At 63.1% G+C, this 13,637-nt stretch carries 10 protein-coding genes; all 10 read right to left on the reverse strand.

The features are described 5' to 3' along the window. Nucleotides 1-227: 227 nt before the first annotated feature. Nucleotides 228-1,679 (reverse strand): TrkH family potassium uptake protein, encoded by a 1,452-nt coding sequence (locus tag CK944_RS17225; RefSeq protein WP_103174316.1) that lies wholly within the window; start codon nt 1,677-1,679, stop codon nt 228-230. A 137-nt stretch (nt 1,680-1,816) separates the two neighbouring features. Continuing rightward, the gene (locus CK944_RS17230) at nt 1,817-3,784 is read right to left on the reverse strand and encodes a potassium transporter Kup (protein ID WP_239986127.1); all 1,968 of its coding nucleotides are present in this window, start codon (nt 3,782-3,784) and stop codon (nt 1,817-1,819) included. A gap of 138 nt (nt 3,785-3,922) precedes the next feature. Then, complete coding sequence (locus CK944_RS17235) at nt 3,923-4,621, reverse strand: response regulator (RefSeq protein ID WP_103174341.1); 699 nt, start codon at nt 4,619-4,621, stop codon at nt 3,923-3,925. After that, a complete protein-coding gene (locus tag CK944_RS17240) occupies nt 4,614-6,281 on the reverse strand; it encodes a DUF4118 domain-containing protein (protein WP_103174317.1) in 1,668 nt (555 codons plus the stop codon). Before CK944_RS17240 ends, CK944_RS17235 begins: the two co-directional genes overlap by 8 nt. Then, nucleotides 6,271-6,516: a hypothetical protein gene (locus CK944_RS22955; protein ID WP_146038689.1), complete on the reverse strand. Its 246-nt coding sequence runs from the start codon at nt 6,514-6,516 to the stop codon at nt 6,271-6,273. The genes CK944_RS17240 and CK944_RS22955 overlap by 11 nt, the downstream gene beginning before the upstream one ends. A gap of 742 nt (nt 6,517-7,258) precedes the next feature. Then, complete coding sequence (locus CK944_RS17245) at nt 7,259-8,293, reverse strand: phosphotransferase family protein (protein ID WP_103174318.1); 1,035 nt, start codon at nt 8,291-8,293, stop codon at nt 7,259-7,261. Then, nucleotides 8,290-9,504 carry an acyl-CoA dehydrogenase family protein gene (locus tag CK944_RS17250; RefSeq protein ID WP_103174319.1) on the reverse strand — a complete coding sequence of 405 codons (1,215 nt, stop codon included), beginning with the start codon at nt 9,502-9,504 and terminating at the stop codon, nt 8,290-8,292. The genes CK944_RS17245 and CK944_RS17250 overlap by 4 nt, the downstream gene beginning before the upstream one ends. 9 nt (nt 9,505-9,513) lie before the next feature. Beyond that, nucleotides 9,514-10,260, reverse strand: coding sequence for an SDR family NAD(P)-dependent oxidoreductase (locus CK944_RS17255; protein ID WP_103174320.1), 747 nt, complete (start codon nt 10,258-10,260; stop codon nt 9,514-9,516). After that, nucleotides 10,257-11,984 carry a thiamine pyrophosphate-binding protein gene (locus CK944_RS17260; protein ID WP_205049084.1) on the reverse strand — a complete coding sequence of 576 codons (1,728 nt, stop codon included), beginning with the start codon at nt 11,982-11,984 and terminating at the stop codon, nt 10,257-10,259. Before CK944_RS17260 ends, CK944_RS17255 begins: the two co-directional genes overlap by 4 nt. Before the next feature lie 32 nt (nt 11,985-12,016). Next, nucleotides 12,017-13,582, reverse strand: a complete 1,566-nt coding sequence (locus CK944_RS17265; protein ID WP_103174321.1) for a class I adenylate-forming enzyme family protein — start codon at nt 13,580-13,582, stop codon at nt 12,017-12,019. Between the last annotated feature and the right edge of the window lie 55 nt (nt 13,583-13,637).

Genomic DNA, 13,637 nt, shown 5'->3' on the forward strand with positions numbered 1-13,637 from the left:
CCCGCCGGAAGGAACGGCTCGCGACCGCCTCCCGTTCCGTGGCTACCGTGAGCGACCATTGCCCCAAGTGGGGGCGGTGGTCACAGATGCCTCTGCGATTGCGGCTTGCCGCCAGTGGTGCCGGATCCGCTCGCTCGTCATAACAGGAATTGCCTCAGGAGACCGCATCAGAACTGGAAACAGGCTTGGCGATCACCCCGGCTGAACACGATTGTTTCGCCCCGCACTCAAGGTCGCCAGAACCGAGGCATCAGCAGCACCAGGACGGAAACCAGCTCCTGCCGACCCAGATACATGCCGATGATCATGATCCACTTGGCTGCAGCAGGGAAATCGACAACAGAGCCATTGGCGCTCACTTCCGGACCCCACACAGGCCCGATGTTTGCGATCGCCGTCCATGCGGCCGTCAAGGCGGTGCGCGGGTGCAGCCCTGTGAGGGACAGTCCAACGATCAGCAGGCCAAAGGTCAGCATGAACAGGGTAAAGAACGCAATCACCGAATCCACGACGTCCTGATCCAGCAGATGGCCTTCGTAGCGCAGGGGGGATATCCGGTGCGGAGAATGCATGCGTCGGAGTTGAGTCCGCACCGCTTCAAACAGCACGAGATAGCGGAAAACCTTGACGGAGCAACCGGTGGATCCGGTGCAGCCGCCGATCAGCCCGACAATGAGGAGCAGCGCGAGAGGAAAGTGCCCCCAGGCCATCATGTCTGTGGAGGCAAAGCCGGTGCCGGAAAAGGTGGAGATCGTGTTGAACACCGTCTCGCGCAGAACCTCGGACAGGGTGACATCCTGGTCCACGGAGAGCAGCCGGTAGCTCACAATGAGCGCGCAGGCATAGCAGATCCAGCGCAGGTAGGCTCTGACCTGGCGATCGCGCCACAGCGGCTCGGGGTTGCCGCGCATAGCCTGGACGAGCCGGATGAAGGGGATCGAGGCCATGATCATGAAGACGGACGCTCCCCATTCCGGTCCGCCCAGATAGGCCCCGAAACTCGCGTCATAATTCGAGAACCCGCCGGTCGAGCAGGTGGTCAGGGCATGCACGAATGCATCAAAGCCGGTCATGCCCAGCAGCATAAAGGTGATCGCACAGGCTCCTGTCATGAGAAGGTAGATCGTTGTCATCTCCGAGGCAATCTGGCCGGCACGCGGTAGCACCTTGCCCAGGGTGTCGAAACCTTCGGAGCGGAAGAACTGCATGCCGCCGACCTTCATCACCGGCAGAAAGACCATCGCCACGACGACGATCCCCAATCCTCCCATCCATTGCAGCAGTGCCCGCCACAGATGCGTGCTCCTGGGCAATGGGTCCAGTGTCGGAAAGGCCGTGGTGCCGGTGGTTGTCATGCCCGACATGGCCTCGAAATAGGCATCGAGAAAGCCGGCCTCGGGTTGACCGAGAATAAAGGGCAGGGCTCCGAACGCCGGAAGCACCGCCCACAGACCCGACGTCAGAAGAAAGGCCTGCTGGATCTTGAGCGATCGGTGACCGCCGCGCGTGGCGACCGCCACCATCGCCCCAAATCCGCCGGTCATCAGCGCGCATTGCAGAAAGACCATCCAGTGCGGATCGTCGTGCCAAAGATCGACCAGCATCGGCAGCAGCATCGCTGCCCCCATGACAGCAAGGATCATTCCAAGCGGATGGGCTACGGGGCGGAGGTCAAACATGGGGCCTTCGGATTATCGGATACACCGGGATGAGCAGCGGTTTTGCTAGGCATTCTCAGATGATGCCGGAGATCGCGGCTCTGTTTCTGAGAGCATTCCATTCGGAGAACACGTCGCCCTCTTTTCCATCGGTCGGCTCATATCGGCAGTTGTTGCCCCAGAACGATGACTCTGCTGCTTGGCAGGTGGTAGAAGTCGGTCGCGTTGGCGGCGGATTTCGCCAGTGAGAGAAACAGCGTCTCCTGCCATGCTGGCAGGCCCTTGCCCTTGGTCCGGCGGAAGAAGCGCTGCGTGAGGAAGAAGGACGTGGCCATGATGTCGAACTTGATGCCTTTCTTCTTCGCGAGAGCAAGAGCCCGGGGCAGGTTCGTTTCCTCGATGTAGCCAAAGCACATGTCGACCCGGGTAAAGCGCTCCGAGAGCGGTGTGACGGTGACCCGTTCCGCGTCGGGAACATAGGGCCGAGTGGCCACCGTGACGCAGACAATGATGTTGTGCTCGTGCAGGACTTGATTGTGCTTGATGTTGTGCAAGAGTGCTGCAGGGGCCACATCCGGTTCAGCGGTCAGGAAGACCGCCGTTCCAGACACGTTCAACAAACGGCTCGACTTGTTCAGCATCTCCATCAACGCCTCAAGCGACGTGGCCCCCCGCCGGGTCTGGTCCTGAACATGGCGGGTGCCGCGCACCCAAGACCACATGAGCAGGATCATCACGGCCGCCATCAGGATCGGCACCCATCCCCCATGTGGGATCTTGGTGGCATTCGAGCCCAGAAACAGCAGCTCCAGCAGCAGGAGCGGCACGACCACAACCGCCACCAGGGGTAGCGGCCATCTCCAAACCTTGAGGAACACGACGGACGCCAGGCAAGTGGTGATGACCATATCGCCAGTGACGGCGATACCGTAGGCCGCGGCAAGGTTCGAAGACGAGCCAAAAAGGATCACCAGGATAAAGACACCGGCTGCCAGGATGGCGTTGACCTTTGGCAGGTAGATCTGGCCTTCCTGATCCTCAGAGGTGTGCAAAATTTCCAGTCGGGGCAGAAGGCCGGTTCGCACCGCTTGCTTCATCATCGAGAAGGCACCCGAGATGACAGCCTGGCTAGCGATAACGGTGGCCATGGTTGCCAGGATCACCAAAGGCAGGAGTGCCCAGGACGGCGCCATGAGGAAGAAGGGATTTTCCGCTCTCTCGGGATGTGCGAGGACCATGGCTCCTTGCCCAAGATAGCTCAAGGTCAGGGCCGGCCACACAAGCCCGATCCAGGCCAATCGAATGGGACGTCTTCCGAAGTGTCCCATGTCAGCGTAAAGTGCCTCGCCTCCGGTCACGGCCAGAAAGACCGACCCCAGGACAATAAGCGATGCAAAGCCGTGCGTGACGACAAAGCTTGCCGCATAGGTGGGGCTCAAGGCGCGCAAGATCGACCAGTCATCCCCGATATGGAGTAATCCGAACACTGCCATGGTGAGGAACCAGGCGATCATGACCGGCCCGAAGAAGACGGACACGGCACCAGTGCCCCACCGCTGTACCAGGAAGAGCCCCGCGATGATGACCAGCGTCAGCGGCATGACGTAGGGAGCGAAGGCCGGCGTCACGAGGCTGAGACCTTCGACGGCAGAAAGCACCGACATGGCCGGCGTGATGATGGCATCCCCGAAGAACAGGGAGATGCCGATCATGCCAAGAGCGAGAAGCCAAAGCGGACGGCTGCCCAGGGCTTGCTGGACAAGGGTGACTAGGCTGAGCGTGCCCCCTTCACCACGGTTGTCCGCGCGCATGATCAGCAGCACGTATTTGAAACTCACGATGAAGATCAGCGTCCAGATCAAGAGCGAGATCACCCCGATCACGTCGTCTGGCGTCAGCCCGTCATGGGAAGCGGCATGCAGGGACTCGCGCATGGCGTAGATGGGCGACGTGCCGATGTCGCCGTAGACCACGCCGATGGCACCCAGAGTCAAGCCGGCCAAACTGCCGTTGGCATGCTGCCCAGGCGTCGGCAGGTCTGATAAATGGGCGGCAGCCGCTGCGAGCTCGGCCTCTGATTGCCCCATGGGCGAGGTGCTCTCACCCTTGCCGAGATTGGAATTCATGATAACGGCCTCTTCAGAGTAAGCTTGGGCCTGCTCCACATGTCGTTGAGGCCCACGATATTCGCTCGGGTGATGCGGAAACCCGAGGTGAACTCCACATCAGCCTGACCGCAGCTTTCGGGCAGCATCCGAGTGCCCTCACTCCGCCGACGCAAAGCGGTAGCCAATGCCTGGTTCGGTGAAGATCATCCGGGGTGCCGCCGCGTCGTCGCCCAGCTTTTCGCGCAGGTGTCCCACAGCGATGCGCAGATAATGGCTGTCGCCCAGATGTGCAGGTCCCCAGACGGTCCGCAGAAGCTCCTGATGGGTCAGCAATCGGCCTGCATGGCGTACCAGCAGCGTCAGCACATCGAATTCCTTGCGTGTCAGGCGCAGGGGCACCCCTGCTAGTGTCACGGTTCGCGCGGCCAGGTCGATAGTCAGATCGCCATTGGATAGGATGAGCGGAACCTCCTCAGCGCTCCGACGGCGGGTCAGGGCGCGCAGGCGGGCGAGCAACTCGGCGGGGGCAAAGGGTTTGGTGACGTAGTCGTCGGCCCCCGCATCGAGCGCCGCAACGATCTCGGCCTCTGCTGATCGAACCGAAACCACGACAATCGGCACATCAGACCATTCCCGAATGGCAGCAATCACCGCCTTGCCGTCCATGTCCGGAAGACCAAGATCCAGCACCACCGCCGATGGTGCCCCGGTTGCTGCGCACTCGATCCCTTCACGGCCGCGCGTGGCCTCAACCATGGTATGGCCCGCACTTTCCAGGATGATCCGCAGAAAGCGGCGGATTGGTGCCTCGTCCTCGATCACGAGAAGGCGTAGCGGCGATGATCGGTCAGACATCTTCATCCTCGCCAAATGCAGCGGGCAGGATCATGCGGATGGCCGCTCCATGGCCCCCCGATGGCTCGATGGCGGTGACGCTACCCTCATTGGCCTCGACCATGCCCTTGACGATCGCCAGGCCAAGACCGGCCCCGGCCGGATGTCCGTCACCCTGCACAGCACGGTGAAAGATGTCGAAGACCCGGCCGCGCTCGTCTTTCGGAATGCCCGGCCCCTCGTCCATGACGGTCAGTGCGACACCATCTGGCGATGGTGCGGCGGCAATATGGATGGTGCTGCCCTCCGACGCGTATTTTGTGGCATTCTCGAGAAGGTTGGTGAGCGCTTGGCCGATCAGGACCGGATCGGCGAAGACGGGTGGCGTGCCTGGCGCAATCTCGACCTCAATGCGAAAGGGTGCCAGCACGCGGGCAAGGTCGCCGCGTGCCCGGCCGATCAGTTCGGCGACCGGCACGACCTCGCGCCGCGGCACCAATGCGCCGTGCTCCAGCCGGGTCATGCCCAGCAGGTTGCCGACGAACCTGTCGAGCCTGCGCGCCTCATTCAGTGCCTCCCCCACCAGTTCGCGGTTCTGCGCGGTGGTCAGGCCGCCATCCGCCAGTGCAGAGAGGGCGCCGATCACGGTCACGAGCGGCGTGCGCAGGTCATGGCTGACGCTGTTCAGCAATGCAGCCCGCAGCTTCTCGGTCTCGGAGGCCAGCCTTGCCCGCTCAAGGTCCCTTTCCACGGTGATCCGTTCAACCGCAACCGCGACCTGATCCTCCACTGCAGCCAGAAGGCGCCGGGTCTCGGGGTCCAGCCGCCGGTCAGGATCGAGAAAGCGCAGCCCCACGGCCCCCATCGGGGCACCCTGGGTAGCCAAGGGAAGAAACATCCAGTCAGCAGCTGGCAGCGTATCGGTATCCCGCCCGGCCGGCTGGTTCTTCTTATACGCCCACAACGCTGCGGTTCGAGAACGGGGATCAAGGCTTTCCTCAATCGCGGGAAAGCCCTGCACCTGCTCGAGCACACCGTCGTTTCCGGGCATCAGGATCAGCGAATGGCACTCAAGCGTGTGGGCGATATGGGCGGCTGCGGCCCAAAGAACGTCGTCGGTCGTCGTGGCCGAGGCGATCTTGCGGGCGAAGTCATAAAGCGTTTCCGTCCGAGCCTGAGTGGCGCGCATGACCTCCACCTGCCGCTTGAGCCGGCCGGCGAGGCTGCCTGTGAACAACGCCGAGACGGTGAAGACCATCAGCGCGGCCAATGAGGCCTCGTCTGACACCTTCAACGAGAAAAAAGGCTCGGTGAAGAAATAGTTGTAGGCAAAGAAGCTGAGGAGGCTCACCGCAATGGCACCGGCAGTCCCCTGCCGCACTGCCATGGCCAGCACCGCAACCAGATAGATCACAGCCAGTGAAGCGACTGGCAGGATGTGCGACAAGAGCCCGCCCGTCAGCGTGGCCGTCAGGGTAGCCAAGGCTGAATGGGCAAAAAGGTGGAGCCAGGCGCGCCCCGTTGCGCGGCGCCACCATGACCTGTCGCGCGGGACACCGGTGACCACGGATCGGTCTGCTGCAAAGAGCTTCACCCGTCCGCGTCTCGCTGCGGCGGCACCGGCTTCGGCAGTGGTCCCGGCCGGGAAGTCATAGGGATCAGGGCGCACGTCATCGATCATGGCCGCTGTTGTAGTCCTCTTGGCGGAAAAGCGCGATGTTCGCTCCCATGGCCGCCGAGGCTTTCGGGCCCTGCACTGGAGGTGGATTTTCTGCTGCGTTGCAAGGCGGTTGCTCGCTCGGAGCGAGAACCGGACAGATCCGAGGAAGTTTAGAGCTTTCCGAGGCGCCCCGCACTCTATCGATCACGTTTGATCCTGTCAGAAACAGCGCAGAGAAGATCAGATCGGCGCTCATGTCAGAGCCGCTCCGGTGCCGACCAGCAGGAGATGGATAAGCAGCGTGCCTGCAAGGACGCCTGCGAGGACGTTGTCACGGAGATCCCGTCTTTGACCGGGTCGACAAGACACACCAAGACCGATCAGCCCGAAAGGCGCCACACCATTCAGTATTACGATGATGACAGATAGCACCGGATGCTTCCTCGCCTCAGAGAGGCTGAACATGGATGCCCTACGCGTAAAGGGGCCATATGAAACCCGGCCTGCAGCGTAACGTGGACGTAAAAATTTCGGCCAAGTCGATCCGGAAAACTCAATCTTGCAACATGAGTACCAGCAAACAGAAGCGCCTGATCGGTCCTTTTGATGAAGACCATTTGTATTCGGCCCGGCCAGCGGATCGACACACGAGTTCTACTGGTTAAAAGCGAAAGGCGGCCTGCCGCAGCCCCTATGCAGAGCCACGGCAACACGAGACCAGAATGCCTTTACAAGTCCGGCTGAATTTTCCCGGTTCCATAACACCCGTACTGCGTGACGCGGACGCGGTAGCTGCCCGTCGATCGTTCCCAGGAGTTTTGTAACATTGTCTGCGAACGTCATTGGATCCGCCGGCCTGCAAGTCTCATCTGAGCAGACGATGTGCGAGGTCCGCTGTCGCGGCAACGACTCCGATGTTCAATACCATAGGGTGACCAGTTCGCCACAAGAGCCGCCTATGGGTGCGTGTGTTCTATCGGGGACATAGATGGCTCAAGTTATGGATGGTGCGTGTCAGTTGGGTTCAGAAGGGGCGGTGTCTCGCCAAGTGCTTGCCATGCGCGGTCGGCCAAACGACCTGCCAGCGGCGCATACCGCGCTGCCTCGGGGTCGGCCGCATTGCCCGCGCGGGCGCGGTCAGCGATGCCGACGAAAATGACCGCAAAGCGGAACAGTGCAAAGGCGATGTGGAAGGGCTGCGGCGTCGGAACCTCGGGACAGATCGCGCGATAGGCGTCGATGAATTCGGCTTCCGACGGAATCCCCGGGGCTTCCGATCCCAGAATGCCGCCATACTCATCGGGACTGGTGTGGAACGGCATCACCACAAAACCCAGATCGGCCAAGGGGTGGCCGATCGTCGACAATTCCCAGTCCAGTACGGCAATGACCCGTGGTTCGCTGGGGTGGATTAGCATGTTGCCCAGTCGGAAATCGCCATGCGCTATCGAGGTCAGGCCGTCATCGTTGGGCTGCAAGGCCGCAAGCCTTTCAGACAGCGCCAAGAGCGAGGCGTCGTCTGCGAAGCTCGACGCCTTCAATTGGCTTGTCCAGCGGTGTAGCTGCCGCGCAAAATAGTCGCCTGGACGGCCGAAGTCTGCCAGCCCCACCGCCTGGGGGCGGACGGCATGAAGACGGGCGAGGGTGCGGGCCATCGACAGATAGATTTCGCGACGTTCCTCTGGCGACAGGTCGGGCAGGCGGCAGTCCGAAAAAACCCGGCCCTCGACGAAGTCCATCAGGTAGAAGGGTGTACCCAGCAGGTCGGGATCGTCATGGAACAACAGGGCCCTGGGGACCGGAACATCGGTGTCGCGAAGGGACTGCATTACCCGGAATTCGCGGTCGATGGCATGGGCCCCGCGCAGGATCTCTCCGTCAGGCTGCTTGCGCAGGACCATCCTTCGGTCGCCGTGATCAACGATGAAGGTCGGGTTCGACTGTCCGCCGCCGATGCGCGTCAGCCGGGTTTCCCCCGGTCCGAACCGATCCGACAGAAACGGTTTCAGGCGTTCCTGCGTTATCTTGGTCATGATACGGCACCTTGGATAGGCCACGACCAGAAGTCGCGTCCTTCCGAAGCCATGTGGCGGTTCAGGATCATCTTGTGGACCTCGTCCGCACCATCGACCAGGCGTGCCTGGCGGGCATAACGATAGATCCATTCCAGCACCGTATCCTTGGAATAGCCCCTTGCGCCGTTGATCTGGATGCCCGTATCGGCCGCACGGTGCAGCAGGTTAGCCACGTGGATCTTGGCCATCGAGACCTCTTTCTGCGCAAATCCACCGTGATCCAGCTCCCAAGCTGCGCGCATCACCAGAAGCCGGCCGATCTCGATATCGGCGGCCAAGGTACCCAGCATGATCTGTACGCTTTCGCGGTCGGCTAGCCAGACACCAAATCCCTCTCGGCAGTCGGCATAGTCACGGGCGATCTCGACGCAGCGTCGGGCGAGGCCAAGCCACCGCATGCAATGGGTCAGGCGCGCGACGCCAAGTCGGGTCTGCACGACCTTCAGGCCGCGGCCTTCCTCCAGCAGAAGGTGGGCGGACGGGATGCGCAGCCCGTCGAATTCCAGCTCGCAATGGCCGCCATGCTCCTCGGGCCCCATGATCGGGATGCGGCGCAGGATACGCCAGCCAGGATCGTCGCGGTGGAACAAAAAACAGCTGTGGCCGCGTCGCGGATCTTCACTGGTGCGGGCTAGCAGAATGAAATGTTCGGCCTCGGCCGCGCCGGTGATGAACCACTTGCGGCCACGGATGACATAATCGTCGCCGTCCCGTTCCGCCCGGGTCAGCATCATGCCGGGGTCGGAGCCACCGCCCGGGGCCGGTTCGGTCATCACGAAAGCCGAGCGGACGCGTCCATCGGCAATGGGGCGGAGCCAGCGGTCCTTCTGCTGGGGGGTGCCCAGGGCCTGCAACACCATCATGTTGCCGTCGTCGGGTGCTGCGGAATTGAAGACCACCGGCCCGAAGATGGACCGGTTCATCTCCTCGTAGCAGACGGCCATGCCGATGCGCGAAAGACCTTGGCCGCCGTTCTCGGGCGACAATTGCAGGCACCACAGCCCTTCGGAGCGGGCCTGGGCACGAAGGTCTGCCAACAAGGGCAGGGCGATGTTCTCATGGTCGTCGTAGCTGGCGGGATCAGATTCAAGCGGCACCAGCCGTTCCGCCACAAAGGCGGCGATGCGGCGCCGATAATCTTCGATCTGCGGCGAAATGGTGAAGTCCATGAAAGTCCCTTACAGGCTTGAGCAGAGATGTCCGCCATCGACGACGATGGAAGATCCGGTCATGTAGGCAGCCTCGTCAGAGAGAAGCAGCCGCAAGGGCGCATCGAGATCCGAGAGCTGTCCCAGCCTGCGCTGTGGAATACGGCGGATCAATGCCTGCCCGGCCTCGCCGGCAAAGAAGTCGCGGTTCAGCGGCGTCTCGACATAGCCGGGGCAGAGTGCGTTGACACGGATGCCGTAGCGGGCCCATTCCAGGGCCAGCGCCTGGGTCAATTGCACGACCGCCGCCTTGGACGTCGTATAGGCGGCCACGTTTCCTGCCACCCGAAAGCCAAGGATCGAGGCGACGTTCACAATCGACCCGCCCCCGCTTTCGCGCATCCTGCGGGCCGCAGCTTGGGCCACGTGGAAGACGCCCTTGACGTTGGTATCGAGAACCGTGCCGAAATCAGCCGGGTCGGCATCGATGGCAGGGCCGGTGGCGGTCACGCCCGCATTGTTGACCAACCCGTCAATCCGGCCTTCTATCTGCGCGAAAGCCTGGGCAACAGAGGCAGGGTCCGACACGTCCATCGCGACGGCTTCGCCCAAGCCACCCGTGCTGCGGATGGCTTCAACCAGGGCTGCCGTCTTGTCGCGACGGCGCGCGGCAAGGATCACCCGCGCGCCGTGCCCCGCCAGAGCCTGTGCAAAATGGGCACCCAACCCGCTTGAGGCGCCCGTCACCAGGATGGTCTTGCCCGCCACGCCGGTCATTCTTCCTGCCCTCCGGTCAGCCACGCCCGTTCCGCTGTGTCCCAGGTTTCAAGCGCCTGATAGTCGGGCACCCAGGCCAGACCGGACTTGCTGTCCGAGGACGCGATCTCAGGAGTGGTCACCGCGTCGATCAGAGCGGGCGCGCCGTTGCGGACGACTGATAGCGCCGCGTCCAGGGCGGGGCCGATCTCCTCATGTGTCGTGACCCGCCAGGCCTGCATGCCGAAGGCCCGGGCCATCGCCGCATGATCAGCGTCTTGCAGACGGGTGCCGACGACACGGCCGAAGCTTTCGGTCTGGTCACGCACCTCGATCGCCCAGGATGCGTTGTTGCTGACGACGATCAGGGCCGCGGCCCGGTGGCGGACAGCGGTGTCGATCTCCATCGCGGTAAAGCCGAAGGACCCGTCGCCGGTCACAGCCACGACCTGACGGCCCGGCGCGGCCTTGGCGGCGCCGACGGCGAACGGGGTGGCGATGCCGATGCAGCCCAGCGGACCGGGATCCAGGTAGGTCGTTCCTTCAAGCGCGACCCGCGCAAAACTGAGGATGTCGCCCCCGTCCGCGATCACGATGGCGTCGGGGTCGAGCCGTTGACGGATTTCGGCCAGAAGGCGGTTGGGATTGATCCGGCCGTCCGATCCCGGCGCCGCATCCTGCATCTTCGCGGTCATCGCCCCGGCCCGCGACCGGTGGCCCTGTGACATGTTGGCCAGCCACTGACGGGGACCCAAGGTGCGGCTCGACAGCCGCTCGCTCAGCGCATCCAAGATTGCAGGGATGTCGCCGGCCAAGGCCATACTGCCCAAACGATTGTCCGACAGTTCGGCAGGCTGGTCCGATATACGCAGGAAGGCGGCCTTGCCGAAAACCGCGGGCGATCCGTAGGCCAGCTGGAAATCCAGCTTGCGGCCCAGCGTGACCACCAGGTCGGCCTGCTTCATCGCCTGCCCCCGCATGGCCGTAACATGGGCGGGATGACCTGGCGGTACGATCCCCTTGGATTCCCCAGTATCAAGGTAGGCCGCGCCCGATGCGGTCAGGAAGCGCGCCAATTCCGCGCCCGCGCCATTCGCCCCTCGTCCCGACACGACCAGTACCCGGGCTGCCCCGGCAATCATGTCGGCAGCGGCATCCAGGTCTTGGGGCACGGGCATTGCGCGGGGGCGGGGCCTGCCAAACACGTGTTCGCCCGTGCGCAACACTACGGGTACAATCTCGCGTTGCAGGTCCACCGGCAGGTCGATGTAGCTGGGCCCGGCCTCTCCGGCATGACCCAGGGCGGCGGCAATGGCGGCGTCCAGTTCGCGGGGAACGGCAGTGACATGTCGAATGGTGCGCGCATATCGGGTTAGCGGACGCAGCAGGTCGACATGCACCATGTCCTGCAACGCGCCCCGGTTCTCCTGCGGTCGCGGCGGCAGGCCCGAGATGACCAGCACGGGGATGCGGGACACATGCGCATTGGCGATCCCGGTCATCGCATTAGTCACTCCCGGTCCTGCCGTGACCATCGCCACCCCCAGCGTTCCGGTCACCGCGGCCGAGGCATGGGCCATCATCACGGCGCCTCGTTCGTCGCGCACATCAACGATCTCGATCCCTTCGGCATCAAGGGCCATCCACATCGGCATGATGTGCCCGCCGCAGAGCGCAAAGACCCGCTGGACGCCGCGCGCCTTGAGCATCCGTGCGACCATTGCCGCGACCGTGACATCCGTCATTCCCAGTTCCCCCAATTCGCGGTCAGCCCTTGTCAGGCGGCTGCCGTATGCCCCGTCATTTGATCCCGCAGCAGACGATGCTGCACCTTGCCGGTCGCAGTGCGGGGGATCTGGTGTTCGGCCACGAAGGTGATGCCGCGCGGCAGCTTGAAGCGGGCCAACCGGCTTTCGCACCAGCCGATCAATTCACCCTCGGAAATGCTTGCGCCGTCATGCAGCACGACCACCGCATGGACGCGTTCGCCCCACTTCTCGTCGGGCAGGCCAATCACCGCCACATCGCGCACGGCGGGGCAGGAGCCAAGCGCCGCCTCGACCTCGGAGGGATAGATGTTCTCGCCGCCCGAAATGATCATGTTCTTCTTGCGATCAATCAGGCGGATGAATCCCTGGTCATCGCGCAGGGCCATATCACCCACGCTGCACCAGTCGCCGCGGAACGCCTCGGCCGTCTTCTGTGGCTGGTTCCAGTAGCCGTCGAAGGTATAGGGCGTGCAGGAATAAAGCTCTCCTGGGGTGCCGTCCGGCACTTCGTTTCCGTCGTCGTCCAGCAGGCGGATCGGGGACGAGCCGACGCATTCGCGGCCGACGGTGCCCAGGTTGGTGAACTGCTCGTCCGGGTGCAGCATCGTGACCCATCCGGCCTCGGACGACCCGTAAAGCTCGAACAGGCCCGAGTTCGGGAACATCTCCATGACCGCATGCTTGGTCTCGGCGCGGGCGGGGGCCGAAGAGATCATCATCTTCCGCATCGCACCCAGGTCACGGTTTCGGGCTGATTTCTGCGCGGCCAGCATCATGATGTAATGGGTCGGCACCAGCGAGGTGAAGGTCGCGCCGCTCTTCTCCATCACCGACAGGGCGTGTTCGGGATCGAAGCTGGGGCGAGAATAAATTGTGTTCACGCCGCCGCAATGCGCGAAGGAACAGAAGAAATTCAGCGAATTCGCATGACACATCGGCATGACCAAAAGCGCATCGTCATTGCGCCCGATCGACAGCTCGACCTGCGTGACCAGCGAGATCAGCGTCATCCCGCGATGACTGCGGATCACGCCCTTGGGCTTGCCCGTTGTCCCGGACGTATACATCAGTGCCCATGGGTCGGTATCGGCGACCGCCATGTCGGGCGCACGGTCTGATGCAGCGCCGATCAACGCCTCATAGGATTTCCAGCCCAGCGGGGTCGTGTCCGAACCGAAGTGGATGAAGCGACTGGCGCGAAGGGCCAGGGCGTCGCGGACCTCCTCGATCAGACCGTGCAGCGCGTCTTCGGCGATGACGCAAGCAGCAGCCGCATCCTCAATGATGAAGCGCATCTCGATGGGGGCAAGGCGGAAGTTGATCGGCACCGCGATCAGCCCGGCCTTGGCGCAAGCAGCATAGATCTCGGCCCATTCCAGACGGTTGTAGGCCAGGATCGCGACCCGGTCACCCTTGGCCAGACCCAGGCCGGTCAGCGCGTTTGCCAGCCTGCAGGCGCGGGCATTCCACTGCCCGAAGGTCAGGGACCGTTCAAGGTCGCGGGCGCCCAGCCGGTCGGGGGCCATGCGGGCCTGCGCGTCCAGCAATCCTCCAAGGCTCAGCAAGTGCCTCATGTGTCCTCCTTGGCCCAAGGGCCTTATGGTCAGCGGTCGCGGGCGTAGTGCGGAC

Source organism: Paracoccus sp. SY (genome assembly GCF_002901215.1).
Lineage (GTDB): Bacteria > Pseudomonadota > Alphaproteobacteria > Rhodobacterales > Rhodobacteraceae > Paracoccus > Paracoccus acridae.